Origin of the sequence: Serratia sp. TMDUHS_CL (assembly GCF_037137105.1) — a bacterium.
Taxonomy (GTDB): Bacteria; Pseudomonadota; Gammaproteobacteria; order Enterobacterales; family Enterobacteriaceae; genus Serratia; species Serratia nevei.
This window is the reverse complement of record NZ_JBBBDV010000004.1, coordinates 67,430-91,299: the sequence shown is the minus strand read 5'-3', so window position 1 is coordinate 91,299 and position 23,870 is coordinate 67,430. Positions and strand designations below refer to the sequence as shown.

The following is a 23,870-nucleotide window of genomic DNA, read 5'->3' as shown; positions in this document are numbered from 1 at the left end:
AGTCCAGGGCGGCGCTCAGTGCGCGGCGGCGATCTGCCGGCTGAGCGTCTCGCTGATTTTGTCCGTCAGCGGCTGCATCCCCTCGCGGGTGCGCGCCTCGCGGCGCTGCGTGATGTGATAGCAGCCGTCGAGGGTGCCGGCGCCCAGCAGGAGGATGCGGTCAGACATCATCACCGCCTCCTCTACGCTGTGGGTGACCAGCACGATGGAGCGGGTTTTGATCTGGCGCGTGCTCCAGATACGCAGCAGATCGCTGCGCAGGTGTTCGCCGGTATAGACGTCCAGCGCGGAAAAGGGTTCGTCCAGCAACAGCAGCATCGGTTCTACCGCCAGCGCGCGCGCGAAGCCGACCCGCTGGCGCATGCCGCCGGAAAGCTCGCGCGGGTAGGCGTCGCGGTAGGGCGTGAGCCCGACCAGATCGAGCATTTTCAGCGTCTGGGCTTCGACCACCTGCGGCGGCAGATCCTGCGCCTGCAGCCCAAAGGCGATATTTTGGTAGACGTTCAGCCACGGGAAAATGGCGAAGGTCTGGAACACCATGTTGATCTGCGGATTCGGCCCCGAGACTTTTTTATCCCCCAGCATCACGCTGCCCAGATCCGGCGCGATCAGGCCGGAAAGCATGCGCAGCAGGGTGGATTTACCCGAGCCGGACTGCCCCAAAATGCTGACGACCTCGTTGTCGTAAAGGCGCAAATTGATTTCATTCAGCACCAGACGTTTTTCTTTACCGGTAGGCTGAACGCTTTTGCTGACGTTATTGACCGTCAGCAGCGTGGTTTTTTTTACCATCATGATCCGTCTCCACCCAATTAAAAATATGAGCATGGAAAAAGGGCCGATATTTATCGTCGGGCAGGCGTAAAATAAATGCGGGTGCAAATAAGCCTGACCGTTATCGGACTGTTAATACGCTTATGCTGGAGGGGTTAGCCCATCGGGCGTGCCGGTGCGGCATGCGCGCAGGCCAGAGGCTGAAGGGTAAAGCGAAGGGATGCTATAACTGACTCATATCCTGACACTTTCAGGATGCAATGGGATGACTATTGCTCCTGTGACCTCAGCGATTCCAACAATAAAATAAACAACCAACTGTCGCCGTCCATATCATTCTCCCGTTATTTTTCGTGTGGCCATAATACGCGTGCCATAGCCTGTTATTCAATGTGGTTACGCCGAATTATGGCGGCAAAATGTAATTTAATATGAATGCGGGAAAAATTTTCTTTATTCATTAAACGGGGCGTAAACAGAAAGTGCCAGAATGAATATAGGCATCATTTTATGGAAATATAAACCTGAGTTAAACGAGATAATAAGGGGGCGGGCGAAAGTTAAATCATGAACCGGCCGGAGAGCGCCCTCCGGCCGGGATGGGGATCAGAACTGATACATGATGCCGGTTTCGACGATGTCATCGGCGCCGGCGCCGACGGCGTTCTGCCGTTGCAGCAGGTTGAGTTTGTACTCTACGTAGGTCGACATGTTGGCGTTGAAGCTGTAATTCAGCGCCAGATCCAGGTATTTGACCAGATCGGCGTCGCCAATGCCGGGCAGGTTGCGACCGCGCGTTTGCAGGTAGGCCAGCGAGGGCGTGACGCCGGAATCGAAGTGGTACTGCGCGACCGCCTCAATAGCGTCCGCGCGGGGGGCGAAGCCGGCGTAGCGATCGCCGTCGACGTAGGTCATGTTCTCGGTGCGCGCGTAGCTTGCCGCCAGGTAGAGGTTGTCCTGGTCGTATTTCAGCCCCAGCGTCCAGGCCCGGGCGCGATCGCCGTCAGCCAGGCCGAAGCGCTGTTGCGCCAGCGTGCGCGCAGAGTTGGCGTAGGCGGCGCCAACGTTGAGCCCCACGCCGGTGTCGTAGGTGGCGGAAAAGGCGTAGCCATCGCCGTTTTGCGTCTGGATATCCTTCGCCCGTTGAGCGTCGTCCCCCCGATTCTTCCCCTGATATTGCAGGCCGAGATCCAGGCCGTCGACCAGACCGCCCAGGCTGCGGTTGTGGTAGGTCAGCAGGCCGTTGGCGCGGCCGGTCATAAAGTTGTCGGCCGCTTCGTAGCTGTCGTTGCCGAATTCAGGCAGCACGTCCGTCCAGCCGGCCACGTCATACAGCAGGCCGTAGTTGCGGCCGTAATCCAGGCTGCCCCAGTGGCCGAACGTCAATCCGGCAAAGCCCAGGCGGGTATAGCTGTCGCCTGGCCCGGCGCTTTCCGGCTGATCGAGCCCTGCCTGATATTCCCACTGCCCATACCCCGTCAGCGCGTCGCCGATCTGCGTTTCGCCTTTGAAACCGAAGCGGGTATAGGAGCGGTCGCCGTTATTGTCGGCGTCGCTGCTGAAGTAATGCACGCCGTTCAGCTGGCCGTACAGATCCAGTTTATTGCCGTCTTTATTGATGATTTCCGCGCCGCTGGCGGCGGCCGGCAGCAGGATGAGCAGCGTCATCAGCACGCTTTTATGGTTCATTTCAGTTCCCCAAGTGGATGAAAACAGGGCCGTTAACCGGCCGATTGCGCTTGCGCGATTTTTTTGTACAGGCAGCTGCGGATCCGATCGGTGAGGTGCCGCAGGCTGTCCCGGTTGCGCGCCGCACGCGGGATATTGACGCTGAATTCGTCGTCGATCCGTTTGCTGGCCGCGTCCAGGATCAGCACCCGATCGGACATCAGCACCGCTTCTTCGACGTCGTGCGTCACCATCACCATGGCGCGCGTGCGCAGCTGGTTGTCTCCCCACAGCGCCAGCAGGTCGCCCCGCAGTTTTTGCGCGGTAAAGATATCGAGGGCGGAGAAGGGTTCGTCCAGCAGCAAGAGGTCGGGCTCTACCGCCAGCGCCCGGGCGAAGCCCACCCGTTGACGCATGCCGCCCGAGAGCTCGCGCGGCCAGGCGTGCTCATAGCCGGTCAGGCCCACCAGGCGCAGCAGCGCTCCCAGCCGCTCGGCGATCGTCTGCGGCGGCAGCCGTTGCGCCAGCAGCCCGAAGGCGATGTTGTCGTACACCGTTAGCCAGGGATAGAGCGCGTAGGACTGAAACACCATGCCGACGTTGGTGCTCGGGCCGTCGACCGGTTTGCCCGCCAGCGTGAGCGTGCCGCTGTCCGCTGGGATCAGCCCGCCCAGCATGCGCAGCAGCGTGGACTTGCCCGAGCCGGATTGCCCCAGAATGGTGACGAACTCGCCGGCGTGCACGGTCAGCGTCACGTCGCGCAGCACGGGTTTGGGGCGCTTGTTTTCGCCGATAAACGTCTTGTTCAGCCGGCGGGCGCTGATAATCACGTCTTGAGTCACCATGTGGTTCCCCCTTGATCAGTCATATTTGAATTTGGTTTCCGCGATGCGATACAGCGGTTGCCAGACGAAGATGATGCACAGCGCCACCAGCGCGCACATGGCGGCGCAGCCCAGCGCGGACTCCGGGTTCTTGCCGGCGTCGGTGACGACGGAAATGAACGCGCCCAGCCCGGTGGCGCTGAGGGTGGTGCTGCCCCACTGGATCACCTCGGCGGCGATGGCGCTGTTCCAGGCGCCGCCGGCGGCGGAGATGATGCCCGTCACGATGTAGGGGAAAATTGCCGGCAGCATGTAGTAGCGCCACCAGCGGAAGCGGCGCAGCCCGAAGGTTTCGCTGACCTCGGTGATCTGCGTCGGAATGGCGGAAACGCCGGCGATCACGTTGAACAACACGTACCACTGGGTGCCCAGCATGATCATCGGGATGGCCCACCAGCCGAGATCCTGATGATAAATGGCGATGAAGGCGGCGATCAGCGGGTAGAAAATGTTGGGCGGAATGGCCGCCAGGATCTGGATGATCGGCTGGAAGATCTTCACCAGCCGCGGATTCATGCCGATCCATACCCCCAGAGGCGTGAAGATCGCCACGCTGAGCAGCATGGCCGCGGCCACGCGCGCGGTGGTGAGCAGCATCCATTCCGGCAGCATCGCGAAGTACTGTTTGGGGAAGTATTCCCACAGCCGGTAACCGAACCAGACGCAGGCCAGCACCACGCCGAGATACCACAGGCTGCGCCACAGCCAGTTCCCCTTGGCGGCGAGCCTGAACAGACGGTGCAGGCCGAGGGCGTACCACAGCCGCGGCAGCTTGAACAGCCACAGGTCGGCCAGCGCGCGCAGCGTGCGGCCCAGTGCCGCACCGACGTGCGAGAAGGCCAGGCTGTTGTAAAACCACGGATTGCCGAGCGGCCGGCTGGCGGTGACGTCTTCGTATTTGAAGCGTGCGGTATAGCGCACCAGCGGGCGGAAAACCAGCTGATCGAGCAGCACGATGTTGGCGGCCAGCGCGACGATCGCATACAGGATCGCCGGCACGTTCTGCTGCGCCAGCGCTTCGGCGATATAGGAGCCGACGCCGGGCAGTTCGACCGAGCGATCGCCGACCGGAATGGCTTCGGAGGCCACCAGGGCGAACCAGGCGGCGGATTGCGACACCATGGCGTTCCACAGCAGGCCCGGCACCGAATAGATGAACTCCAGCCGCCAGAAGCGTTGCCACGGGTTGTAATTGAAGCTGCGGGCGGCTTCATCCAGCTCCTTGGGCACGATGCGCAGCGTCTGATACAGCGTCAGCATCATGTTCCAGGCTTGGCCGGTAAACACCGCGAAGATGGCGGTGCACTCCAGCCCCATCACGCTGTGCGGGTAGAGGTTGAGAAAATACACGGTCGTGAAGGTCAGGAACCCCACCAGCGGCACCGACTCCATAAAGTTGACGAAGGGCAGGATCACCCGGCGCAGCGGCGTATAGTGCGCGGCCAGCACGGCGAATACCACAGAAAACAGCAGCGACCAGGCCATGCCGAGGAGAAAGCGCATGCTGGTTCTGAGCGAATAATAAAGCAGGTTCCAGGCATCAAGACTGATGGCAGAGACGTTTTGTTCATTGAAGTCACCGTGCATGTCACCCCAGGCACGAATAAAAAAGGCAATGAAAAAAACACCGATGGCGATAACGATAAAGTCGTTTAAATAAGACTTTCTGAAAATAGATGTACCCCGGTTATTTTGCATAACGCAATACCTTATTTTTCCCATAAGAAATCCGTCGGCGCTCGGGGAATATGCCCGGCGACACCAGATAAATACCGCCGTAGCGGTTGAGACAGACGTTGTTTTCGCAGCGGGGCGATGGGTGGGCCGGCAGAGCGGGAAAGGCCGTCAGAAGGGGAGCAGTTGCCGCATTCCGTGTCTTTCAGAATGCAACCTGGATGGCATTACTGAAAGACGCCCAATAGCATTAGCGTAAAACTAAAACTTTCATCGCCCATGGGGCCCTCCTCGGTTTAAATATGGCAGGGAGAGGGTAATGTGTTTCACTAATAAAAAGCAATTGGCGGAATAGGGTTTTTACGGTTGATATGTAACAGGATGAATATTCATTTTTTAATCGCTATATCCGGAAAATGAAATAACGCATGGTGATGGCAATAAAGCGGTAAAAATAAATCGCGGCGAAATAAAACGGCGCGCCTGAAGGGGGCGCGCCGCCGTAAATCAATAAACCTGCCTGCCGTTGATGCCGGCGGGGAAAATGCCGGTGGCGAACAGATGCCCGTTGGCCTGGATCTGATCGTCGGGCAGCATCTCCAGCGGGAACTCGGCCGCCAGGCAGCTGAGAAAGGCGTTGCGATCGTCGGTGGTGGTAAAGCCGATCAGATCGTAGAACAGCAGCGAAGCGATCAGTTGGCGATGTTCCGGGATGCGCCGCAGCAGCGCCGCCGACGGGAACGGCAGGTGGAAGAAGAACGCGCAGGCGTTCAGCAGCCCTTGCTCCTTCAGCGCCTGGGCGCAGGGCAGCAGCTGGTAGTCGTCGATGCAGACGATGTCGCCGGGGCACAGGTGCTCGCAGGCGATATCGGCAAAACGGCGGTTCAGCTGCCGGTAGGCGCGGTAGTTTTCCGGCGTGAAGTGCGCCTTCTCCGGCTGGTTGTGGAACACCGGCCACAGGCCGTCGTGGTAATAGCCCTGATAGTGACGGCGAAACTCCTCGATCGACAGCGGAAAGGTCACCTGATCGTAACCGGTGCCTTGACGGCAACTGATCGGGCGCTGTGCGAAATTCTGCACGTCGCCGTTCCAGCCGAGCCACAGTCCCGGTTCGGCGTCGGCCGCCAGCGTCTGGCCGGCGCAGGCCAGATCCTTACCGTCGCACTGCTTGTTGGAAATCAGCACCAAACGAGACATGGGGGCCTCCTTATCAGTGAAGGGCGCGCAGGGCGTGCGCCGAACCATTGGCGCGCCAGGGCGCCTGCAGCGCGGGCAGCGTGACGCGCAGGCTGCGCAAGGCCGGATGCGCCAGGCAGCAGCGCGTCAGCCAGCTTCCCAGCCCGACGCCGCGGTATTCGGCGCTGACGAACAGTTCGCTCACCGACGCGAAGGTGGCGTAATCGGTCACCATGCGGGCGAAACCGAGCAGGTGGCGCTTGCGGTACAGCCCGAAGCACAGGCCGTGGTGCACGAGACGCTCGGCCGCCGCCCGATCCGGCAGGCTGAGGAAACGCTGGATCGCCTCGATATCCAACAGCTGCCGATCGGTGCTGATATGAAAAACGCCTTTGCGCCAGCAGAGCAGCGGCTGCACGGGCGCCCGTTGCGGTTGCATATTCATGATTATCCTTAGGTTAATGAACCGGGTGGTTAGAGCATCCAGCCGAGTTCGGCGGCGGTGACCTGTTCCTCGAAGCGGCGCAGTTCGGCGCTTTTACAGGTGTGCCACAGGGTGCAGAACGCCGGGCCGAGCAGCTCACGCAGGGGATCGCTGTGGCGGAACAGCGCCAGCGCCTCCTGCTGGCCGAGCGGCAAGGGCGCGGCGTTGTCGCTCTCGCAGCCGTTGGCGGCGGGCGGCAGCGGCAGCGGATTTTCCAGCCCGTGCAGCAGGCCGCCGAGCATCACCGCCAGCGCCAGATAGGGGTTAGCGTCGGCGCCGGCCAGGCGGTATTCGATGCGCTGGTTGGCGCTGTCGGCGCAGGGCAGGCGCAGCGCCACCGTGCGGTTGTTGTGGCCCCAGGAGGCGCGCAGCGGCACGTGCATGCCAGGGCGGAAGCGGCGAAACGCGTTGATGTTGGGTGCCAGGATCGCCATCGACGCCGGCATCAGCGCCAGCATGCCTGCCATCGCCTGCTGCATGTTGTCGCTCAGTTCGCCCGGCGCGCCGGTCAGCAGGTTCTCGCCGTGCTCGTCCTGCAAACTGATGTGGAAATGCAGCCCGCTGCCGGCGGCGTGGGCGCAGGGCTTGGCCATAAAGCAGGCGTGCTGGTGATGTTGCTCGGCAATCTGCCGCGTCAGGCGTTTCAGTGCCATGATCTGGTCGCAGGCTTCCAGCACGCGCCGACTGTGATGCAGATTCAGCTCGTATTGGCCGGAGGCGGCTTCGGCCACCACGCCGGTCAACGGCAGGTTTTGCAGGCGGGCGTGCCGTTCGATGTCGCTCAGCAGCGCATGGTGGCGCTCGGGCGCATCCACCGCGAAGCTCTGCGTTGGGCAGGTTTTCGCCTCGGCGGGGTGCTGCGGATCCTGCAGGTAGAACTCCAGTTCGGCCGCCACCACCGGGAAGCAGTTGCGCTCGTGCAGGCGCTTCAGCACCCGTTGCAGCACCACGCGCGGCTCCAGCTCGCAGGCGCCGCCGTCGGCGTTTTGCATCGTCAGCAGCAGCTGGGCGTGGCGTTCGGGATCGCGCGCGCAGGGGCGCAGCGTGCCGGGCACCGGCAGGCACAAGCGGTCCGGCTCGCCCGCCCGTTGCCCCAGCCCGCTTTCTTCAATCACCCGGCCGTGCAGATCCAGGGCGTAGATCGATAGCGGGAAGTAGCAGCCTTTCTCCAGCCCAAAGGCTTCGGCGATTGGCAGCCGTTTGCCGCGCAGCTGGCCGTTCAGATCGTGCAGATAAATATCCAGCTGTTCGGTCTGCGGATAGCGCTGCAGGTAGTGTTCCAGCTCTTTGTGGAAGGCGCGCGTTGGCGAAGCGGGCAGCTCCGCCAACAGCGGATTGAAGCCGATGATATTAGCATGCATGGCGCGCTCCAGAACGGCGACCGGTCACGGCCAGAGGCAGGGATAAACGCATGGGACAACTCTCTTGTGAGGCCATAGCGGCGATGTGAAAAGGGTATCTGCGGCGGCAAAAACTGTCTGTAAAAACGCCGTAACGTTAACGGGGCGCGGAATAAAAATGCCGTAAAGAGCGCGGCGGCGTTAGCGGGGTGGCCGCGCCGGCACGGTCTATACTGGCGAGACGGGCCGTTGAAGGAGAGATAACGATGAAGAAAATAGGGCTGCTTATCGCCGCGCTGGCCGCGTTCAACGCCACCGCGTCTTCCCCACAGGCGTGGGCCGAGAGCGAAAGGGCGATGCGCGCCGCCTGCCTGAAAGCCAGCGGGCTAAAAAACGCCAGGGTGGAAGGGGCGATCGTTCACTTCGGCGATGACGTCGGCTATTCGGCGCTGTTTATCGGCGGGCGCTACCCGCAGCCGTTTATGAAAAACAAGCCGGGCAGGGAGCTGTGCTTATATCAGCGCGCCACGCAGAAGGCGGCGGTGCAGGCGGTGGAGGGGAGCAACGCGTCTGCTCAACCTTGATGCTTGATGAGGTAAATAAAAATACAGCCCACGGCGATAATAACGGCCTCTACGAGCAAAAGTATAAAATCCATCGCCAGCCACTTCTGTAGCTCAGGAGAGGCGGTTTTTGCACGAAATCGTAGGTTTTCGCATCGAGCCAAACTTGATCCTTTATTTTTATTTTTTTCCTTTTCAGAATCCAAAGAAACCACTGTGCTTTCAATGAGGTTCCAAGCATGCCGAGGCTATCGGCAAAGGCGAAGTAGGGCGGAATAAAATGTCCGCTGTCGGCGGAACGTTGATAGAAAGCGTCAAACTCTTTTTTATGGCGACGGTAGCCAATGAATTGGATGAAGGCGCTTAAAACCAGCAGCGTTAAGCATAATATGACAAGGGTTTTCATTGAGTAGCCTGAATCATGACATTCTCGCTATTATCATAAAGATCAATGCCATGATGAAGAGCACGCCTTCCAGCGCCAAAAACGTGCCGTTGTTTTTCATCCAGGTCTGCAAGCGTTCAGATGATGAAAGACGAACAAATTCATAGGTCTTGGCGGGAAGATATTGGTTTTTCTTCACCTTGATTTTCTTGCCGCAAAGGATCCATCTGAACCATTGGGCTTTAATGGAAGTACCTAAAGAGCCAAGGCCATCGGCAATCGCGACGTGAGCAGGGACAAAGTGGCCCTGTTGGGTATAGCGTTGATAAAAAACATCGAACTCACGTTTATAGCGACGAGAGTAAATATATTGAACAAGCCAACAAACTAAGAGCAGCGCGGCTGCAATAAGTGATGCTGTTTTCATAAGCCACCGGCTAAGGTTCAAGGGGCGTTATGCCTTGCTTAAAAAAGCAAAGATACACATCAACGCCAAACACCCCATTTTCAGCACGCTTAAGATGAAGTCTTTTCGAAGCCAGTTTTTGAGGCGTTGAGATGTGTTTTCATTCACGAATTCGTAGGTTTTTGGGCTCAGAAAAGCGTTTTTCCCTATCTTTATTTTTCTGCCATTCAATATCCAACGGAACCATTGCGCTTTGATAGATACACCGAGCAAACCAAGGTTATCCGCGAAGATGACAAATGGAGGCAGGGGGTGGGTGCTTTGCACATAGCGTTGATAGAATTTAGAAAATTCGTCTTTATAGCGCCGATAGTAAAAGTACTGAACCAGGGCACTAATCAATGTCAGAGTGAAGAACAGAACGATAGCGATTTTCATTATTCACCAAAAATGAAACCAGTAATGCTGTCGGCGGCTGCACCGCCACCCCAACTGCCAGCTGCGCCACCCAGAGCAGCGCCTGCTATACCACAAGCTAAAATACCGGTACCAAATGTGGAGGCGCCTAAGACGATACTACAAGCTGTCATTGCTAACATCGCACCACCTTCACCCCCCAAAATCCCCGCCGCAGTACTTGCCGCAAAATGACTGTACCCCTTCACCGCGATCTTGGCGCACTCCTGTTCGCGGCCGGTGGTGCAAGCATTGTAGACGTCGTTGGTGGTATTCAGCCCGCTCAATCCGATGCCGATCCAGCCGCCGGCTTTCATAAACTTGGCCGCACGGCTGGCGCTTTCGACGTAGTTCGAATAGCCCTTGATGGCACCGACGCCAGCGGTACTCCATTCATGCACCAGCGATTTACTGGAGAGCCCCAGCGCGTGTTTGATTTGCGCATACTCTTTCATATTGAGCTGAGCACGAGTAAGGCGATTCAGTAACGGTTTTAATGTACCGAACAGCCGCGCTCGTTCCACCTGAAACTGGGTTCCAATCAAAGCGCCACTCGTGCGGAACTGATTTTGGTAGGTTTTTTCAATTTCGACCAGGATATTTTTGATCTGACTGAAGTAGCGTTCTCCGGCATCCGAAGCCAGCCCGACGACCGTTTCCCCATAGCTAGTGAAGGCGGCGATAGCGGCGTAATTGCGATGCAAGAAGGTAGAGAAATCGCTGTCACCGGCTTTCACCGCTTTGCTGGTGCGGCTCTTGGCCTGCATCAGGGCGTCGATCGGCGTAGATTGATTATGATTGCGCGGATCGGCGACGATCAGCATTTGCCCCGGTTGAACCAGAGGCGTATCGGCATTGAGCTGCATAAAAAAGCGTGCCGCTTCGGATGGCTTGCCACCGAACAGGTAGTTGGCGTGGAAGGCAAGCGGGCCTGCTTGTTGGGCGATGCAATAGCCCGGTGCGATGTTGCTGGACTTCTGTTCCATGTCGAAAAGCCTCCTTATTTTTAGGAAACTTAACATTTTCTACAGGGTGGTAACAGGTTCTGGCTCACGCTCTCGATCGGAGAATCATCTGAAAATGCTGGTGCCGCTTTACCCACCACTCCCCGCCATTTCCCGTTCGATCACCGTCGCCAGCGCCTGCGCGGCGGAAGAGAGTTGGTGCTGCGCCAGGCGGATCAGGCCCACGCGCCGTTCGATGATCGGGCCGATCAGCGGCACGCAGACCGCCCCCAGCTCATCCATCTGTTTCTCGCACAGCGCCGGCACCGCGCTGGCGCCGAGGCCGTTGGCCACCATGCGCCCGACCGTCACCAGCTGGTGGCTTTCAAACGCCACCTCCAGCGTTCGCCCGCTGCGGGCCAGCTCCTGCTCCAGCAGCAGCCGCACCGCCGATGGCCGCTGCAGGGTGATGAAATCCAGCGTCAGCAGCTCCTTCCAGCTCACCTGCGCCTTGCGCGCCAGCGCCGAATCCTTCGGCACCACCGCCAGAAAGCGATCGCGGCACAGCGGGGTGAAGTGCAGGGTGTCGCTCGGCTCCGGTTCGAAGGCGATGCCCATCTCCACCCGCCCTTCGCGGATCATTTCAAACACCTGCTCGTTGATGACGTCGTGCACCGCCACGTTGATGCCGGCGTAGCGATCGCGAAACGCCTTGAGGATCGGCGGCAGCGGGTTGCCGGCGAACGACGGCATGGCGGCGATCGCCACCTTGCCCATCTGCAGGGTGAAGCGCTGGCGCATCGCCTCTTCCGCGTTGTCCCAATCCGCCAACAGCTGGCGCGCCATCGGGAAGAAGCTTTCCCCCTCCGGCGTCAGCGTCACCCGGCGGGTGGTGCGCAGCAGCAGCGGCCCGCCCAGCGCGTCTTCCAGCCCACGGATCGCCAGGCTGAGCGCCGGCTGAGAAATATTCAGCCGCTCGCTGGCCTGGGCGAAGTTCAGAGTGTGAGCTACCGCTAAAAACGCGCGTAACTGTTTGATGCTCATTTTCATTTTGGCTGGCGTTAACTCTTTGTTAATTGTCGGTTAACGACTGATTAATAAAAATTCTAAATGAATGCGGCATAAAAACAAAATTAACAAATCATTTTTGTGACCTGAAGATGCCCTCACGCAAGCCAGGGCATTTCGCCCTGCGCCGCAACATGCAGGGGCAACGATATGGCAGGGCTCGACAAACGCGTCGGCAGCTACCAGGAAGCGCTGGCAGGCCTGACGGACAACATGACGGTGCTGGCGGGCGGCTTTGGCCTGTGCGGCATCCCGGAAAACCTGATCGAAGAGATCCGCCGGCGCGGCGTGCGCGGGTTGACGGTGGTCTCCAACAACTGCGGCGTCGACGGGTTCGGCCTCGGGCGGCTGCTGGAAACCCAGCAGATCCGCAAGGTGGTGGGATCTTACGTCGGCGAAAACGCGCTGTTCGAGCAGCAGGCGCTCAGCGGCGAGCTGGAGGTGGATCTCACGCCGCAGGGCACGCTGGCGGAGAAGATCCGCGCCGGCGGCGCCGGTATCCCGGCATTCTTCACCGCCACCGGTTACGGCACGCCGATCGCCGAAGGCAAAGAGGTGCGCGAGTTCAACGGCCGCCCTTACATCATGGAAACCGCCATCACCGGCGATTTCGCCATCGTTAAAGGCTGGAAGGCCGATCACTTCGGCAACGTCATCTACCGCCACACCGCACAGAACTTCAATCCGCTGATGGCGACCGCCGGGCGCATCACGGTGGTGGAAGTGGAAGAGATCGTCGCGCCGGGCGAGCTGGATCCGGCGGCGATCCACACCCCCGGCATCTACGTCGATCGGCTGATCCAGGGCACCTTCGAGAAGCGTATCGAACAACGCACCCTGCGGGCATAAGGAGAATTCGCATGCTTACCCGTGAACAAATGGCGCAGCGCGTGGCGCAAGAGCTGCGGGACGGTTACTACGTCAACCTGGGCATCGGCATCCCGACGCTGGTGGCCAACTACGTGCCGGCGGGCATGGACGTGATGCTGCAGTCGGAAAACGGCCTGCTGGGGATGGGCGAGTTCCCGACCGAGCAGCAGCTGGACGCCGACATGATCAACGCCGGCAAGCAGACGGTCACCGCACGCCTCGGCGCGTCGATCTTCGATTCGGCGCAGTCGTTCGCCATGATCCGCGGCGGCCACGTCGATCTGACCGTGCTGGGGGCGTTTGAAGTGGACGTCGAGGGCAACATCGCCTCGTGGATGATCCCCGGCAAGATGGTCAAGGGCATGGGCGGTGCGATGGATCTGGTGGCGGGGGCGGAGAACATCATCGTGGTGATGACCCACGCCGCGAAAGGCGGCGAGTCCAAGCTGCTGCCGCGCTGCACGCTGCCGCTGACCGGCGCCAACTGCATCCGCAAGGTATTGACCGATCTGGCCTATCTGGAAATTGAAGACGGCGCCTTCGTGCTGCGCGAGCGCGCGCCGGGCGTCAGCGTGGCGGAGATTGTCGCCAAAACCGCCGGCCGGCTGATCGTGCCGGAGCAAGTGCCGGAAATGCGTTTCTGAGACGGAGGTGAATGTGCAACAACGTGAAGTGGTGATCGTGGCGGCAACGCGCACGCCGGTCGGCAGTTTTCACGGCGCGCTGGCGCCGTTGACGGCGGTGGAACTGGGCACGGCGGCGGTGCAGGGGCTGCTGGCGCAAAGCGGGGTGGCGCCGCAGCAGATCGATGAAGTGATCCTCGGCCAGGTGCTGACCGCCGGCTGCGGGCAGAACCCGGCGCGCCAGACCGCGCTGAATGCCGGGCTGCCCGTGACGACGCCGGCGCTGACCATCAACAAGGTGTGCGGCTCTGGTTTGAAGGCGGTGCATCTGGCGGTGCAGGCGATCCGCAGCGGCGACGCCGAGGCGGTGATTGCCGGCGGCCAGGAGAGCATGAGCCAGTCGCCTTACCTGATGGCCGGCGCGCGCGCCGGTCTGCGCCTCGGTCACGCGCAGATGGTGGACAGCGTGATCCACGATGGCCTGTGGGACGCCTTCAACGACTATCACATGGGCATCACCGCCGAGAACCTGGCGGAGAAATACGCCATCAGTAGAGAAGAACAAGACAGGTTCGCGCTGCGCTCGCAGCAGAAGGCGCAGGCGGCGCAGCAGGCCGGGCGTTTCGCGCAGGAGATCACGTCGGTGACGGTGCCGAAGCCGAAGGGTGAGGCGCTGAGTGTGGGGCACGACGAACAGCCGCGCGACACCAGCCTGGAGGCGCTGGCGCGGCTGCGCCCGGCGTTTCGCAAGGAAGGCACGGTGACCGCTGGCAACGCCTCGTCGCTCAACGACGGCGCCGCCGTGGTGTTGCTGATGAGCGCGGAAAAAGCCGCCGCGCTGCGCTTGCCGGTGCTGGCGCGCATCGCGGGTTACGCCTCGTCGGGCGTCGATCCGGCGATCATGGGCATCGGCCCGGCGCCGGCCACTCGGCGCTGCCTGGAGAAAGCCGGCTGGCGGCTGGAGGAGGTCGATCTGATCGAAGCTAACGAAGCCTTTGCCGCGCAGGCGCTGGCGGTGGGCAAAGAACTGGGCTGGGAGGCGGAGCGGGTCAACGTCAACGGCGGGGCGATCGCGCTGGGGCATCCGATCGGCGCGTCCGGCTGTCGCATTTTGGTGTCGCTGCTGTACGAAATGCAGCGCCGCGGGGTGAACAAGGGGCTGGCGATGTTGTGCATCGGCGGCGGGCAGGGCGTGGCGCTGGCGGTAGAGCGCCCGTAAACAACCGAGGAGGGCACGATGCAGTCATCTGATTATGCGGTACTGGGCGCCGGATTGATGGGGGTGGGCATCGCCACCCACTTTATTCGCCACGGCCATGAGGTGCTGCTGTATGACCCGGATCCGCAGCGGCGGGTGGAGGCGCCGGCGGTGGCGAGCGGCATTCTGGCCGAGCTGAGCGACGTCGGGCAGTTTGATAACGCTGAGCGCGACGCGGCGCTGGCGCGCCTGCGCGTGACCGGCGAGCTGAACGACGTGGCGCGCGCCCGGCTGCTTATTGAGGCGATCCCGGAACGGCTCGAGCTGAAGCACGCGCTGTATGAGCAGTTGGAAGGGCTGATCGCCGACGATGCGGTGATTGCCAGCAACACCAGCGGCCTGCCGCCGGACGAGCTGGCGGCGCGCATGACCCACCCGCAGCGCCTGCTGATCGCCCACTTCTGGCACCCGCCGCACCTGATCCCGCTGGTGGAGATCGTGCCCGGCCGCGCCACCGATCCGCGCCATCTGGCGGCGGTGCAGGCGCTGCTCGGCGGGATGGCGCTGGAGGCGGTGCTGCTGGAGCGCGCCGCGCCGGGGTTTGTCGGCAACCGGCTGCAGTTTGCGGTGCTGCGCGAGGCGCTGCACATCGTCCACAGCGGCATCGCCAGCGCCGAGGTGGTGGATCAGGTGATGCGCGCCTCGCTGGGGCGGCGCTACGCCATGGTCGGCCCGCTGGAGGCCGCTGACATGACCGGGCTGCCGACGGTGGCGGACATCGCTCGCCACCTGTTCCCTGAACTGGCGACCGGCGACGAGATGATGGCGTTGGTGGAACAGCGGCTGCAGCGCGGCGATACCGGCCAGCGCAGCGGCCGGGGATTTTATCTTTGGGATGACGCACGCAGGGAACGCATTCAACGGCGACGGGCGCATCAGCTGCGCTTTGCGCTGAAACCGTAATTTCGCACTCCGTACCTGACAATAACAACGATACTGAGGTGACCGATGAGCGTTTTGATTGCCCTGGCAGCACTGGGATTACTGATGCTGGCCGCCTACCGCGGCTACAGCGTGATTTTGTTCGCCCCGATCGCCGCGCTGGGCGCGGTGCTGTTGACCGATCCCGGCGCGGTGGCGCCGACTTTCACCGGGCTGTTTATGGAGAAGATGGTCGGCTTTGTGAAGCTCTACTTCCCGGTGTTCCTGCTGGGGGCGGTGTTCGGCAAGCTGATCGAGCTGTCCGGCTTCTCCCGTTCGATCGTCGCGGCGGCGATCCGCATTCTCGGCCGGCGTCACGCCATTCCGGTGATCGTGCTGGTGTGCGCGCTGCTGACCTACGGCGGGGTGTCGCTGTTCGTGGTGGCGTTCGCGGTCTATCCGTTCGCCGCCGAGCTGTTCCGCCAGAGCGGTATCCCCAAGCGGCTGATCCCGGCCACCGTGGCGCTCGGCGCCTTCTCCTTCACCATGGACGCCTTGCCGGGCACGCCGCAGATCCAAAACATCATCCCGACCAGCTTCTTCGGCACCAATGCCTGGGCCGCGCCGTGGCTGGGGCTGATCGGCTCGCTGTTCATCATCGCGGTCGGTCTGCTGTATCTTGAACGCCAGCGGCGCAAGGCGCAGCTGAAGGGAGAAGGGTACGGCTCCGATCTGCTGAACGAGCCGGAAACCCCGGACGACATCAACCTGCCGAACCCGCTGATCGCCATCCTGCCGCTGATTTTGGTCGGGGTATTCAACCTTGGCTTCACCCATTGGATCCCGCAGTGGTACGGCGCCAGCCACGAGCTGACGCTGCCGGGGCTGGCCAAGCCGATCACCACCGACGTGGCGAAGATCACCGCCATCTGGGCGGTGGAAGCGGCGCTGGTGTCGGGTATTCTGCTGGTGGTGGTGTTCGGCTTTCGCAATATTCGCGGCCGGCTGGCGGAAGGCAGCAAGACGGCGGTCGGCGGCGCGATCCTGGCGGCGATGAACACCGCCTCCGAATACGGCTTCGGTGCGGTGATCGCCGCGCTGCCGGGCTTTTTGGTGCTGTCGCAGGCGCTGTCGGCGATCCCCAACCCGCTGCTGAACGAAGCGATCAGCGTCACTCTGTTGGCCGGCATCACCGGATCGGCCTCCGGCGGTATGAGCATCGCGCTGGCGGCGATGTCCGACAGCTTTATCGCCGCCGCCCATGCGGCACAGATTCCGCTGGAGGTGCTGCACCGGGTGGCCTCGATGGCCAGCGGCGGCATGGACACCTTGCCGCACAACGGCGCGGTGATCACCCTGCTGGCGATCACCGGCCTCAGCCACCGGCAGGCCTATGGCGGCATCTTCGCCATCACCCTGATCAAGAGCGCCGCGGTGCTGTTCGTGATCGGCGTGTTCTACCTGACCGGCATTGTTTAAAGGAGCGATACCATGAGTGTACAAGGCAAAACCGCGCTGGTGACCGGCTCGACCAGCGGCATCGGCCTCGGGATAGCGTCCGTGTTGGCCGCAGCCGGCGCGCGCGTGATCCTCAACGGCTTCGGCGACGTGGAACAGGCACAAGCGCAGGTCGCGCGGCTGGGCGCCGCGCCGGGGTATCACGGCGCCGATCTCGGCGATGCGGGCCAGATAGCGGACATGATGCAGTATGCCGAACGCGAGTTCGGCGGCGTGGACATTTTGGTGAACAACGCCGGCATTCAGCACGTGGCGCCGCTGGATCAGTTCCCGGTGGAGAAATGGAACGCCATCCTCGCCATCAACCTGTCGGCGGTGTTCCACACCTGCCGATTGGCGCTGCCGGGGATGCGTGAGCGCAACTGGGGGCGCATCATCAACGTGGCGTCGGTGCACGGGCTGGTGGCGTCGAAAGACAAGTCGGCCTATGTGGCGGCCAAGCACGGCGTGGTGGGGCTGACCAAGACGCTGGCGCTGGAGACCGCGCGCACGCCCGTCACCTGCAACGCCATTTGCCCCGGCTGGGTGCTGACGCCGCTGGTGCAGCAGCAGATCGACAAACGCATTGCCGCCGGGACCGACCCGCAGCGGGCGCGCGATGAGCTGTTGGCGGAGAAGCAGCCTTCGCAAGCGTTCGTCACGCCAGAGCAGCTCGGCGAGCTGGCGCTGTTCCTGTGCAGCGATGCGGCGGCGCAGGTGCGCGGCGCCGCCTGGAACATGGACGGCGGTTGGCTGGCACAGTAGTGAATTCTCTCTCGGAGCGCGCAACGCGCTCCGTCGTTATTTCCCGCCATGAGTTAATTCCCCTGCGTGACGGTTTACCTGCGGCAATAATATTTATTTGTTATTTGCTATTTTTATTCCCGGATAATCACGCCGGTTTATTTTGGGTGAAACGTGCGGATTGGTTTATTTTGTGCTGCGGTTATTACATTATTTTTCTTCGCGTTACAGATGAACACGTTTTTGCTGAAATTAAATCCAACCTGAAATAATGACAGGTTATGGCGTGAATTTTTATATCTTGCGTGCGCTGTTCACATCGGTTAATTATTTCTGCGTGGCTTAAGACCACCGTGTTTATAACAATAATTTTTTCGGGCAGGGGTAATAATGAGAAAAAATACAACGCCAATATTCATTGGCGGCGTCTTGCTGTCGGCGTTATCCGCCGGCGCACAGGCCGAGATCACCATTCTGGATAAAAACCCGCAGAGCAATGTGTTGCTGGCGCCGCTCAGTATAAAAGTGGGCGGCAGCATTCGCCCCGAGTGGATCTTCAATAACGGCCCTGAGCCGGGCTATGACAAAAACGGCCACGACGGCGGCACGCGTTTTCGCTTCAGCGGCGACTATGCGCTGACGCAGGACACTTCGATCATCGGCTATTACGAGTGGGGTGTCGATCTGGCGCACGCGCTCAGCTGGGACGGGCACTATAACGAAGACGGCAAGCGCGACTATCAGCGCCAGCTGTACGCCGGTTTCAAAGACGATCGTTACGGCACCCTGACCTACGGCCATCAATACGGCATCTATTATTCAGTGGTCGGCATCAAAAGCGACGTCTGGGATAACGATGGCCATGCGGGCGGCACCGGCATCGGTATTTCCGGCGATTATGACGGCGGCAATAAACCGAAAAACAGCATCAAGTACACCAATGATTTCGGGCCGGTAACGCTGTATGCCAACTATTTATTGCCGGAAGACGATCTGCACACCGCGGATAACCTGATTTATCGCCGCAAGGGCGGGGGCGGGTTGGGCTTCGATTACAAGGTGACGAAAGATTTCACCTTCAGCGCGGCCTACAGTTATACCGACGCGAAGATCAAAGACAATCTGTACAGCGAAAAGGATTATCACCAGCAGCTGTCCGGCACCGCGTTAACCTGGCAGCCGAACAACTGGTACATCGTCGGCACCGCCAGCTACTACAAAGACTATGTGCCAAGCACCCGCCAGCGCACGCTGTCGCACTTCTTCGCCGGTGACGGCTACGGGCTGGAAGGCTTCGTCGGTTACACCTTCAATATCGACAAGCCATTCCTCAAATCGATCCAGCCTTACGTGGCGGCGGACTCGCTGCGGCTGAAGGGTGACGAGGCGTATCACGCCAACCACGTTTACCTCGGCGCGGGCACCACCATCGGTTACGGACTGTCGGTGTATGTGGAGCGCACGCTGGCCAACAGCAGCGACAACGAGCCGGACTCCACCTGGATTACGGTGTTCTACGACTTCTGATTCTCACCTGCTTCAAGCCGGCTTTTTCACATGGTAATTGCGCCGCCCAGGGTCTCTCCAGAGGCGTTGCGCTCCGCCAGGTAGCGCGCCGGCGGTTTGCCTACCGCCTTTCTGAACATGGTGACGAAGCCGCTGGCGCTCTCGTAGCCCAGATCCAGCGCCACCGTCTGTACGCTCTCGCCCTGCGTCAGGCGCTGCAGCGCCAGCATCACGTGCAGCTGGCGCCGCCAGTGGCCGAAGCTCATGCCCATCTGCTGTTGCAAGGTGCGGCTGAGGGAGCGCTCGCTCATGCCGATGCGCTGCGCCCACTGCCCGAGGGTGGATTTGTCCGCCGGGCTGCTCAGCATGCCTTCGGTCAACTGCCGAATGCGCGCGTCGTCGGACACCGGCAGATGCAGGTTCTCGATCGGCGCGGCCGCCAGCTGGTCCAGCAATACCGCCGTCAGGCGCCCTTCGGCGCCCTGTTCGTCGTAGAGCGGCTCGAAGGTGCTGGCCTGCAGCAGCAGCTCGCGCAGCAGCGGCGAGACCGACAGCGTGCAGCAGTTTTGCGGCAGACCGGCGGCGGCATGTTGATCGACGAACAGGCAGTAGGCCTCGGTGGAGCCGGCGCCCTGGGCGTTATGCAACACGTTGCCCGGCATCCACAGCGCGCACTGCGGTGGCACCAGCCACAGCCCGTTTTCCACTTCGCAGCGGATCATGCCGCGTACCGTGTAGATCAGCTGCGCCTTCTGATGGCGGTGCGGCTCGACTTCCCAGTCCTGCTCGAGGGTCGAACCTTGCAGGGCAAACAGCGGGCGCGGCACCTGATCGATATCCAGGCAGTGGCGGGGGATCTGTACTTTCATGAGAATAATTCTCAATTTGGCGGAATTGAAAAGTATTATGTCCTGATTGCGCAATGTGGTCTAGCGCCGGTGCCGATAAAGTAAGCGCCAGTCCTAAACCATTTCCTGAGGAAACTGATTATGTCATTGGATACCGCCGATTTTCCGCTGGTATGGATGCGCCAAAACGGGCGCGATACCCAGGCCGAACTGGCCGAATTCAGCGCGCTGCTGGCGCGCGCCGAACCCTTTGTCCTGATGACCGACCGCAGCGTCGGCGATGAAGAACAAGAACATGACCGCGATGCCCGCACCCAGGTCGCGCTGTGGAAGCGCGATAACCGTGAGGCGCTGAAGCTGTGGGTGAAAGGCATGATCATGCTGGAACCGGACGACGCCAAACGCGCGGCGGCGGAAGAATTCGCCGAATACGGCGCCAAGTTCTGGGGCTATCCGGTACTGGTGGCCGCCGATGAAGCCGCAGGGCGGGTATTGGCGCAGACGTTATTGTTAAAATAAGGGGAATACCATGCACCAGCAACAGGTGATTGAACAGCTGCTGGCCTGGATCGAGCAGAGCCTGGATCAGCCGCTGACGCTGGACGACATTGCCGCCAAGTCCGGCTACTCCAAGTGGCATTTGCAGCGGATGTTCAAGCAACATACCGGCCATATTCTCGGCACTTACGCCCGCCGCAGAAGGCTGACTGCCGCCGCGCGCGAACTGCGCCTGACCGGCACCAGCGTGGCCTGCATCGCCGATACTTACCAGTTCGATTCGCAGCAGACCTTCACCCGTTGCTTCCGCAAACAGTTCGGTCTGCCGCCGGCCAGCTATCGCCGCAGCCAGGATTGGTCGAGCTACGGCCTGCAGCCGCCGCTGCGGCTGACCGAAACGCCGTTGCCGCAGGCCGACATCGTGACGCTGCCCGCCATGCAGCTGGTGGGCAACACCCAGCGCCGCAGCTTTACGCTGGGGCAGCTGGCGGCCTCCAAGTGCGAGCTGCGCCGCCACGCCTGGCGGCAGCTGCTGCAGCCGCAGGCGCTGCCGGAGGTGGTATACGGCCTCACCAGTCTGGAGGTCGACAGGCAACGCCGGGGTAATCCGCGCATGGCCTATACCGCCGCTCTGCCGGACGAAGGGGCGATGGGGGAGCGGGTGACTATCGAACAGGGGGAGTATGCCCGTTTCACCTATCAAGGGCAGGCGGAAGGGTTACAAAACTTTATCGTGCGGCTGTACGACACCGCGATGCCGCAGATGAACGCCGTCCGCCGGCCGGGGCAGGATATTGAGCGTTTCTACCCGGCGCAGGAGGGCAGCTGCCCGCTCGGCGGCGCGGCGATCCGCTGCGAATATCTGATCCCTATTCGACGGGAGGAAGCGTTGGCCGCCGCCGGTTAGGCGGCGGTTCTCGCAAAAAGTCGCCTTCGTGGCGCGTCAGGTTACAAAAAATTGCGATATTACATCGGTAATGGTTCACACTTTGATTGATGTGCACATATAATGCGCATCCGGTCAAATCCCCCCTGGTTTTTCAGGCCGCAGCGCCGTTGGCTGCCGGCTGAAATGCAACGGGGTAAAGTGGCCGTAGAAACCGATACCCATAATCGCCAGTGGCCTTGACCAACACGAAGATGAAAATGAGCATTCGCGCGTTATTAACCCTGTTTACGGCACTGGTTGCATTCAGCCAGGCTGCCTTCGCCGTCGTCTACCCGCTGCCGCCAAAAGACAGCCGTTTGGTGGGCGAGAATATCCAAATCACCGTACCGGAAGACAGCAAACTGCCGCTGGAAAGCTTCGCCGCCCAGTATCAGATGGGGCTGAGCAACATGCTGGAGGCCAACCCGGGCGTGGATCCGTTCCTGCCGAAGGCCGGCAGCACCCTGACCATCCCGCAGCAGCTGATCCTGCCGGACGCGCCGCGTGAAGGCATCATCATCAACAGCGCCGAGATGCGTCTGTACTACTACCCGAAAGGATCTAACACCGTGGTGGTGCTGCCGATCGGTATCGGCCAGCTGGGTAAAGACACCCCGCTGAACTGGACCACTACCGTACAGCGCAAGAAAGACGGCCCGACCTGGACGCCGACCGCCAAGATGCGCGCCGAATATGCGGCCGACGGTGAAATCCTGCCTGCGGTGTTCCCGGCCGGCCCGGATAACCCGATGGGGCTGTATGCGCTGTATGTTGGCCGCCTGTATGCCATTCACGGCACCAACGCCAACTTCGGCATCGGCCTGCGCGTGAGCCACGGCTGCGTGCGTCTGCGCGCCGACGACATCAAGTACCTGTTCGAGAAAGTGCCGGTCGGCACCCGCGTGCAGTTCATCAACGAACCGATGAAAGCCACCGTCGAGCCGGACGGCTCGCGCTACGTGGAAGTGCACAACCCGCTGTCGGCCAACGAAGAGCAGCTGCAATCGAAAGATCCGGTGCCGCTGACCATTTCCGCGCCGGTCGGCAAAGTGCTGATGGACGCCGGCGTCAACCAGAGCGAAGTGGACGCGGCGATCAAGGCCCGTTCCGGTATGCCGGTGAAAGTGAACTGATTGCCTCGGGCTTCAGTGAACGCGATAAAAAGACGCCTGCGGGCGTCTTTTTTTATGGCTGTTGAATCTTTATCTCTGCCGAGAGGGTTAATTTATTTTTTTCCCACCATCGTCTGTAAAGCGAAAAGCGCCGACTCATATTGCTCTTTATTGACCCGTTCAAGGTACCTGTTATCAATCGCGTCGGCGATTGGGCGGCTGGCTTCGAACAGCGCCTGTCCCGCAGGCGTCAGGTAAATAAATCGGCGGCGCTTGTCCTGCTCGCCTGCTTCACGCTTTAACAGACCTTTCCCTTCCATTCGGCTGAGTAATTCAGCCAGCGCGGCTTTACTGCTGATTGCCGCCTCCATTAACTCGACTTGCTCAATACCCGGAGTTTCTGAAACGGTGGCCAGAATGGAATATTGCTGTTTACTGAGTTCAGGGAGCGATTTCTGCCATTGAGAACTATGATCCTGAAGCAACTCGCGGATGAGATGGAAAAAAGTATTGGCCAGCGTTCTGTTCATACGTTTATTCCTTAAGAGGAAAAAAGCGAGCAATAATATCAATATAACAAAACTGACCGCTGAGAGATACTTGCCCTGGCAGGTCGTTCGTTTACGAACGGTTACATCTTGCCCGCTTGTTTTATCCCGATCCCAGGGCTAGATTTGACATATTGTTCGTATACGAACTTTGTCGAGGTAGGCATGAGATTAACGATCGCGATGACGGGTGCTACCGGGGCACCGCTCGGTACGGCGCTTCTCCAGGCCCTGAAAGATATCGAAGGTATAGAGACGCATTTGATCTTGAGCCGGTGGGCCAAAAAGACCATTGAGCTTGAAACAAAGCACAGCCTACGTGACGTGATGGCGATGGCTGATGTCACACACAGTGTGGCCGACCAGGCCGCCACGATCTCCTCGGGTTCATTTCGCATGGATGGCATGATCATTATTCCCTGCAGCATGAAAACGTTGGCGGGAATTCGCGCGGGTTATGCTGAGGGGCTTATTGGCCGAGCGGCGGATGTCATGATTAAAGAAGGGCGGAAGCTGGTGTTGGTTCCAAGGGAAACGCCGCTGAGCGCCATCCATCTGGAAAATATGCTGGCGCTCTCGAAGCTGGGCGTTTCATTGGTCCCCCCGATGCCCGCTTATTATAACCATCCCACTCATATTGATGACGTCACCGATCATATTGTCGCACGGGTTCTGGACCAGTTTGGCCTTGATTACAGCCGGGCAAAACGCTGGGCTGGATTAAAAAAAGAGGTTTACAGTCAGGAGGGTTAAAT

27 protein-coding genes are annotated in these 23,870 nt (G+C 60.5%); 13 read left to right on the top strand and 14 right to left on the bottom strand.

Annotated features, from left to right (window positions below):
- Positions 1 to 15: 15 nt before the first annotated feature.
- From WCL58_RS10335 to WCL58_RS10305, 7 genes are all read right to left on the bottom strand, one after another.
- Entirely contained in the window at positions 16 to 795 is a 780-nt protein-coding gene (locus WCL58_RS10335) for an ABC transporter ATP-binding protein (RefSeq protein ID WP_084826908.1), read from the bottom strand.
- A 585-nt stretch (positions 796 to 1,380) separates the two neighbouring features.
- Positions 1,381 to 2,463: a porin gene (locus tag WCL58_RS10330; RefSeq protein ID WP_089186799.1), complete on the bottom strand. Its 1,083-nt coding sequence runs from the start codon at positions 2,461 to 2,463 to the stop codon at positions 1,381 to 1,383.
- A gap of 32 nt (positions 2,464 to 2,495) precedes the next feature.
- A complete protein-coding gene (locus WCL58_RS10325) occupies positions 2,496 to 3,287 on the bottom strand; it encodes an ABC transporter ATP-binding protein (protein ID WP_336851084.1) in 792 nt (263 codons plus the stop codon).
- 15 nt (positions 3,288 to 3,302) lie between these two features.
- Positions 3,303 to 4,913, bottom strand: a complete 1,611-nt coding sequence (locus tag WCL58_RS10320) for an ABC transporter permease (protein WP_336851083.1) — start codon at positions 4,911 to 4,913, stop codon at positions 3,303 to 3,305.
- Positions 4,914 to 5,507: 594 nt separating this feature from the next.
- Entirely contained in the window at positions 5,508 to 6,197 is a 690-nt protein-coding gene (locus tag WCL58_RS10315; RefSeq protein WP_087762978.1) for a trehalose-6-phosphate synthase, read from the bottom strand.
- A gap of 13 nt (positions 6,198 to 6,210) precedes the next feature.
- Positions 6,211 to 6,621 carry a GNAT family N-acetyltransferase gene (locus tag WCL58_RS10310; RefSeq protein ID WP_336851082.1) on the bottom strand — a complete coding sequence of 137 codons (411 nt, stop codon included), beginning with the start codon at positions 6,619 to 6,621 and terminating at the stop codon, positions 6,211 to 6,213.
- A 29-nt stretch (positions 6,622 to 6,650) separates the two neighbouring features.
- On the bottom strand, positions 6,651 to 8,021 hold the full coding sequence (locus WCL58_RS10305; protein ID WP_336851081.1) for a glutamine synthetase family protein: 1,371 nt from the start codon (positions 8,019 to 8,021) through the stop codon (positions 6,651 to 6,653).
- Between the two features lie 245 nt (positions 8,022 to 8,266).
- Between WCL58_RS10305 and WCL58_RS10300 the strand changes: the two genes are divergently transcribed.
- Positions 8,267 to 8,584, top strand: coding sequence for a hypothetical protein (locus tag WCL58_RS10300; protein WP_213873199.1), 318 nt, complete (start codon positions 8,267 to 8,269; stop codon positions 8,582 to 8,584).
- A 49-nt stretch (positions 8,585 to 8,633) separates the two neighbouring features.
- Here the strand turns inward: WCL58_RS10300 and WCL58_RS10295 are convergent, their stop codons facing one another.
- From WCL58_RS10295 to WCL58_RS10275, 5 genes are all read right to left on the bottom strand, one after another.
- Positions 8,634 to 8,969 carry a hypothetical protein gene (locus tag WCL58_RS10295; RefSeq protein WP_236553286.1) on the bottom strand — a complete coding sequence of 112 codons (336 nt, stop codon included), beginning with the start codon at positions 8,967 to 8,969 and terminating at the stop codon, positions 8,634 to 8,636.
- Between the two features lie 13 nt (positions 8,970 to 8,982).
- Entirely contained in the window at positions 8,983 to 9,375 is a 393-nt protein-coding gene (locus WCL58_RS10290) for a hypothetical protein (RefSeq protein WP_336851078.1), read from the bottom strand.
- 27 nt (positions 9,376 to 9,402) lie between these two features.
- A complete protein-coding gene (locus WCL58_RS10285; RefSeq protein ID WP_084826902.1) occupies positions 9,403 to 9,792 on the bottom strand; it encodes a hypothetical protein in 390 nt (129 codons plus the stop codon).
- Positions 9,792 to 10,796, bottom strand: a complete 1,005-nt coding sequence (locus WCL58_RS10280) for a hypothetical protein (RefSeq protein WP_102985507.1) — start codon at positions 10,794 to 10,796, stop codon at positions 9,792 to 9,794. The genes WCL58_RS10285 and WCL58_RS10280 overlap by 1 nt, the downstream gene beginning before the upstream one ends.
- A gap of 108 nt (positions 10,797 to 10,904) precedes the next feature.
- Complete coding sequence (locus WCL58_RS10275; protein WP_197786105.1) at positions 10,905 to 11,804, bottom strand: LysR substrate-binding domain-containing protein; 900 nt, start codon at positions 11,802 to 11,804, stop codon at positions 10,905 to 10,907.
- Between the two features lie 168 nt (positions 11,805 to 11,972).
- On the opposite strand from WCL58_RS10275, the gene WCL58_RS10270 reads away from it, so the two are divergent.
- From WCL58_RS10270 to WCL58_RS10235, 8 genes are all read left to right on the top strand, one after another.
- Complete coding sequence (locus WCL58_RS10270) at positions 11,973 to 12,671, top strand: CoA transferase subunit A (RefSeq protein WP_049212496.1); 699 nt, start codon at positions 11,973 to 11,975, stop codon at positions 12,669 to 12,671.
- A gap of 11 nt (positions 12,672 to 12,682) precedes the next feature.
- Positions 12,683 to 13,336: a CoA transferase subunit B gene (locus WCL58_RS10265; RefSeq protein WP_025305151.1), complete on the top strand. Its 654-nt coding sequence runs from the start codon at positions 12,683 to 12,685 to the stop codon at positions 13,334 to 13,336.
- Positions 13,337 to 13,349: 13 nt separating this feature from the next.
- Positions 13,350 to 14,534: an acetyl-CoA C-acetyltransferase gene (locus WCL58_RS10260; RefSeq protein WP_336851074.1), complete on the top strand. Its 1,185-nt coding sequence runs from the start codon at positions 13,350 to 13,352 to the stop codon at positions 14,532 to 14,534.
- 18 nt (positions 14,535 to 14,552) lie between these two features.
- Positions 14,553 to 15,476 carry a 3-hydroxyacyl-CoA dehydrogenase family protein gene (locus tag WCL58_RS10255; RefSeq protein ID WP_060422138.1) on the top strand — a complete coding sequence of 308 codons (924 nt, stop codon included), beginning with the start codon at positions 14,553 to 14,555 and terminating at the stop codon, positions 15,474 to 15,476.
- A gap of 45 nt (positions 15,477 to 15,521) precedes the next feature.
- Complete coding sequence (locus tag WCL58_RS10250) at positions 15,522 to 16,913, top strand: GntP family permease (RefSeq protein ID WP_033651392.1); 1,392 nt, start codon at positions 15,522 to 15,524, stop codon at positions 16,911 to 16,913.
- 12 nt (positions 16,914 to 16,925) lie between these two features.
- Positions 16,926 to 17,696, top strand: coding sequence for a 3-hydroxybutyrate dehydrogenase (locus tag WCL58_RS10245; protein ID WP_049202335.1), 771 nt, complete (start codon positions 16,926 to 16,928; stop codon positions 17,694 to 17,696).
- A complete protein-coding gene (locus WCL58_RS10240; protein ID WP_159318907.1) occupies positions 17,681 to 17,947 on the top strand; it encodes a hypothetical protein in 267 nt (88 codons plus the stop codon). The genes WCL58_RS10245 and WCL58_RS10240 overlap by 16 nt, the downstream gene beginning before the upstream one ends.
- A 118-nt stretch (positions 17,948 to 18,065) precedes the next feature.
- Positions 18,066 to 19,202 (top strand): porin, encoded by a 1,137-nt coding sequence (locus tag WCL58_RS10235; protein WP_038878347.1) that lies wholly within the window; start codon positions 18,066 to 18,068, stop codon positions 19,200 to 19,202.
- Between the two features lie 26 nt (positions 19,203 to 19,228).
- Here the strand turns inward: WCL58_RS10235 and WCL58_RS10230 are convergent, their stop codons facing one another.
- Complete coding sequence (locus WCL58_RS10230) at positions 19,229 to 20,050, bottom strand: AraC family transcriptional regulator (protein WP_019453262.1); 822 nt, start codon at positions 20,048 to 20,050, stop codon at positions 19,229 to 19,231.
- A 120-nt stretch (positions 20,051 to 20,170) separates the two neighbouring features.
- Between WCL58_RS10230 and WCL58_RS10225 the strand changes: the two genes are divergently transcribed.
- The 3 genes from WCL58_RS10225 to WCL58_RS10215 all read left to right on the top strand — a co-directional run bounded on the left by WCL58_RS10225 (position 20,171) and on the right by WCL58_RS10215 (position 22,588).
- Positions 20,171 to 20,548: a hypothetical protein gene (locus WCL58_RS10225; protein WP_049202336.1), complete on the top strand. Its 378-nt coding sequence runs from the start codon at positions 20,171 to 20,173 to the stop codon at positions 20,546 to 20,548.
- A gap of 10 nt (positions 20,549 to 20,558) precedes the next feature.
- Positions 20,559 to 21,434 carry a helix-turn-helix domain-containing protein gene (locus WCL58_RS10220; protein WP_336851071.1) on the top strand — a complete coding sequence of 292 codons (876 nt, stop codon included), beginning with the start codon at positions 20,559 to 20,561 and terminating at the stop codon, positions 21,432 to 21,434.
- Positions 21,435 to 21,667: 233 nt separating this feature from the next.
- A complete protein-coding gene (locus WCL58_RS10215) occupies positions 21,668 to 22,588 on the top strand; it encodes a L,D-transpeptidase family protein (protein WP_038878352.1) in 921 nt (306 codons plus the stop codon).
- Between the two features lie 92 nt (positions 22,589 to 22,680).
- Here the strand turns inward: WCL58_RS10215 and WCL58_RS10210 are convergent, their stop codons facing one another.
- Entirely contained in the window at positions 22,681 to 23,097 is a 417-nt protein-coding gene (locus WCL58_RS10210) for a MarR family winged helix-turn-helix transcriptional regulator (protein ID WP_060422158.1), read from the bottom strand.
- Positions 23,098 to 23,280: 183 nt separating this feature from the next.
- Here WCL58_RS10210 and WCL58_RS10205 point away from each other — a divergent pair, with 183 nt between their 5' ends.
- Complete coding sequence (locus WCL58_RS10205) at positions 23,281 to 23,868, top strand: non-oxidative hydroxyarylic acid decarboxylases subunit B (protein WP_197809046.1); 588 nt, start codon at positions 23,281 to 23,283, stop codon at positions 23,866 to 23,868.
- Positions 23,869 to 23,870 lie beyond the last annotated feature (2 nt).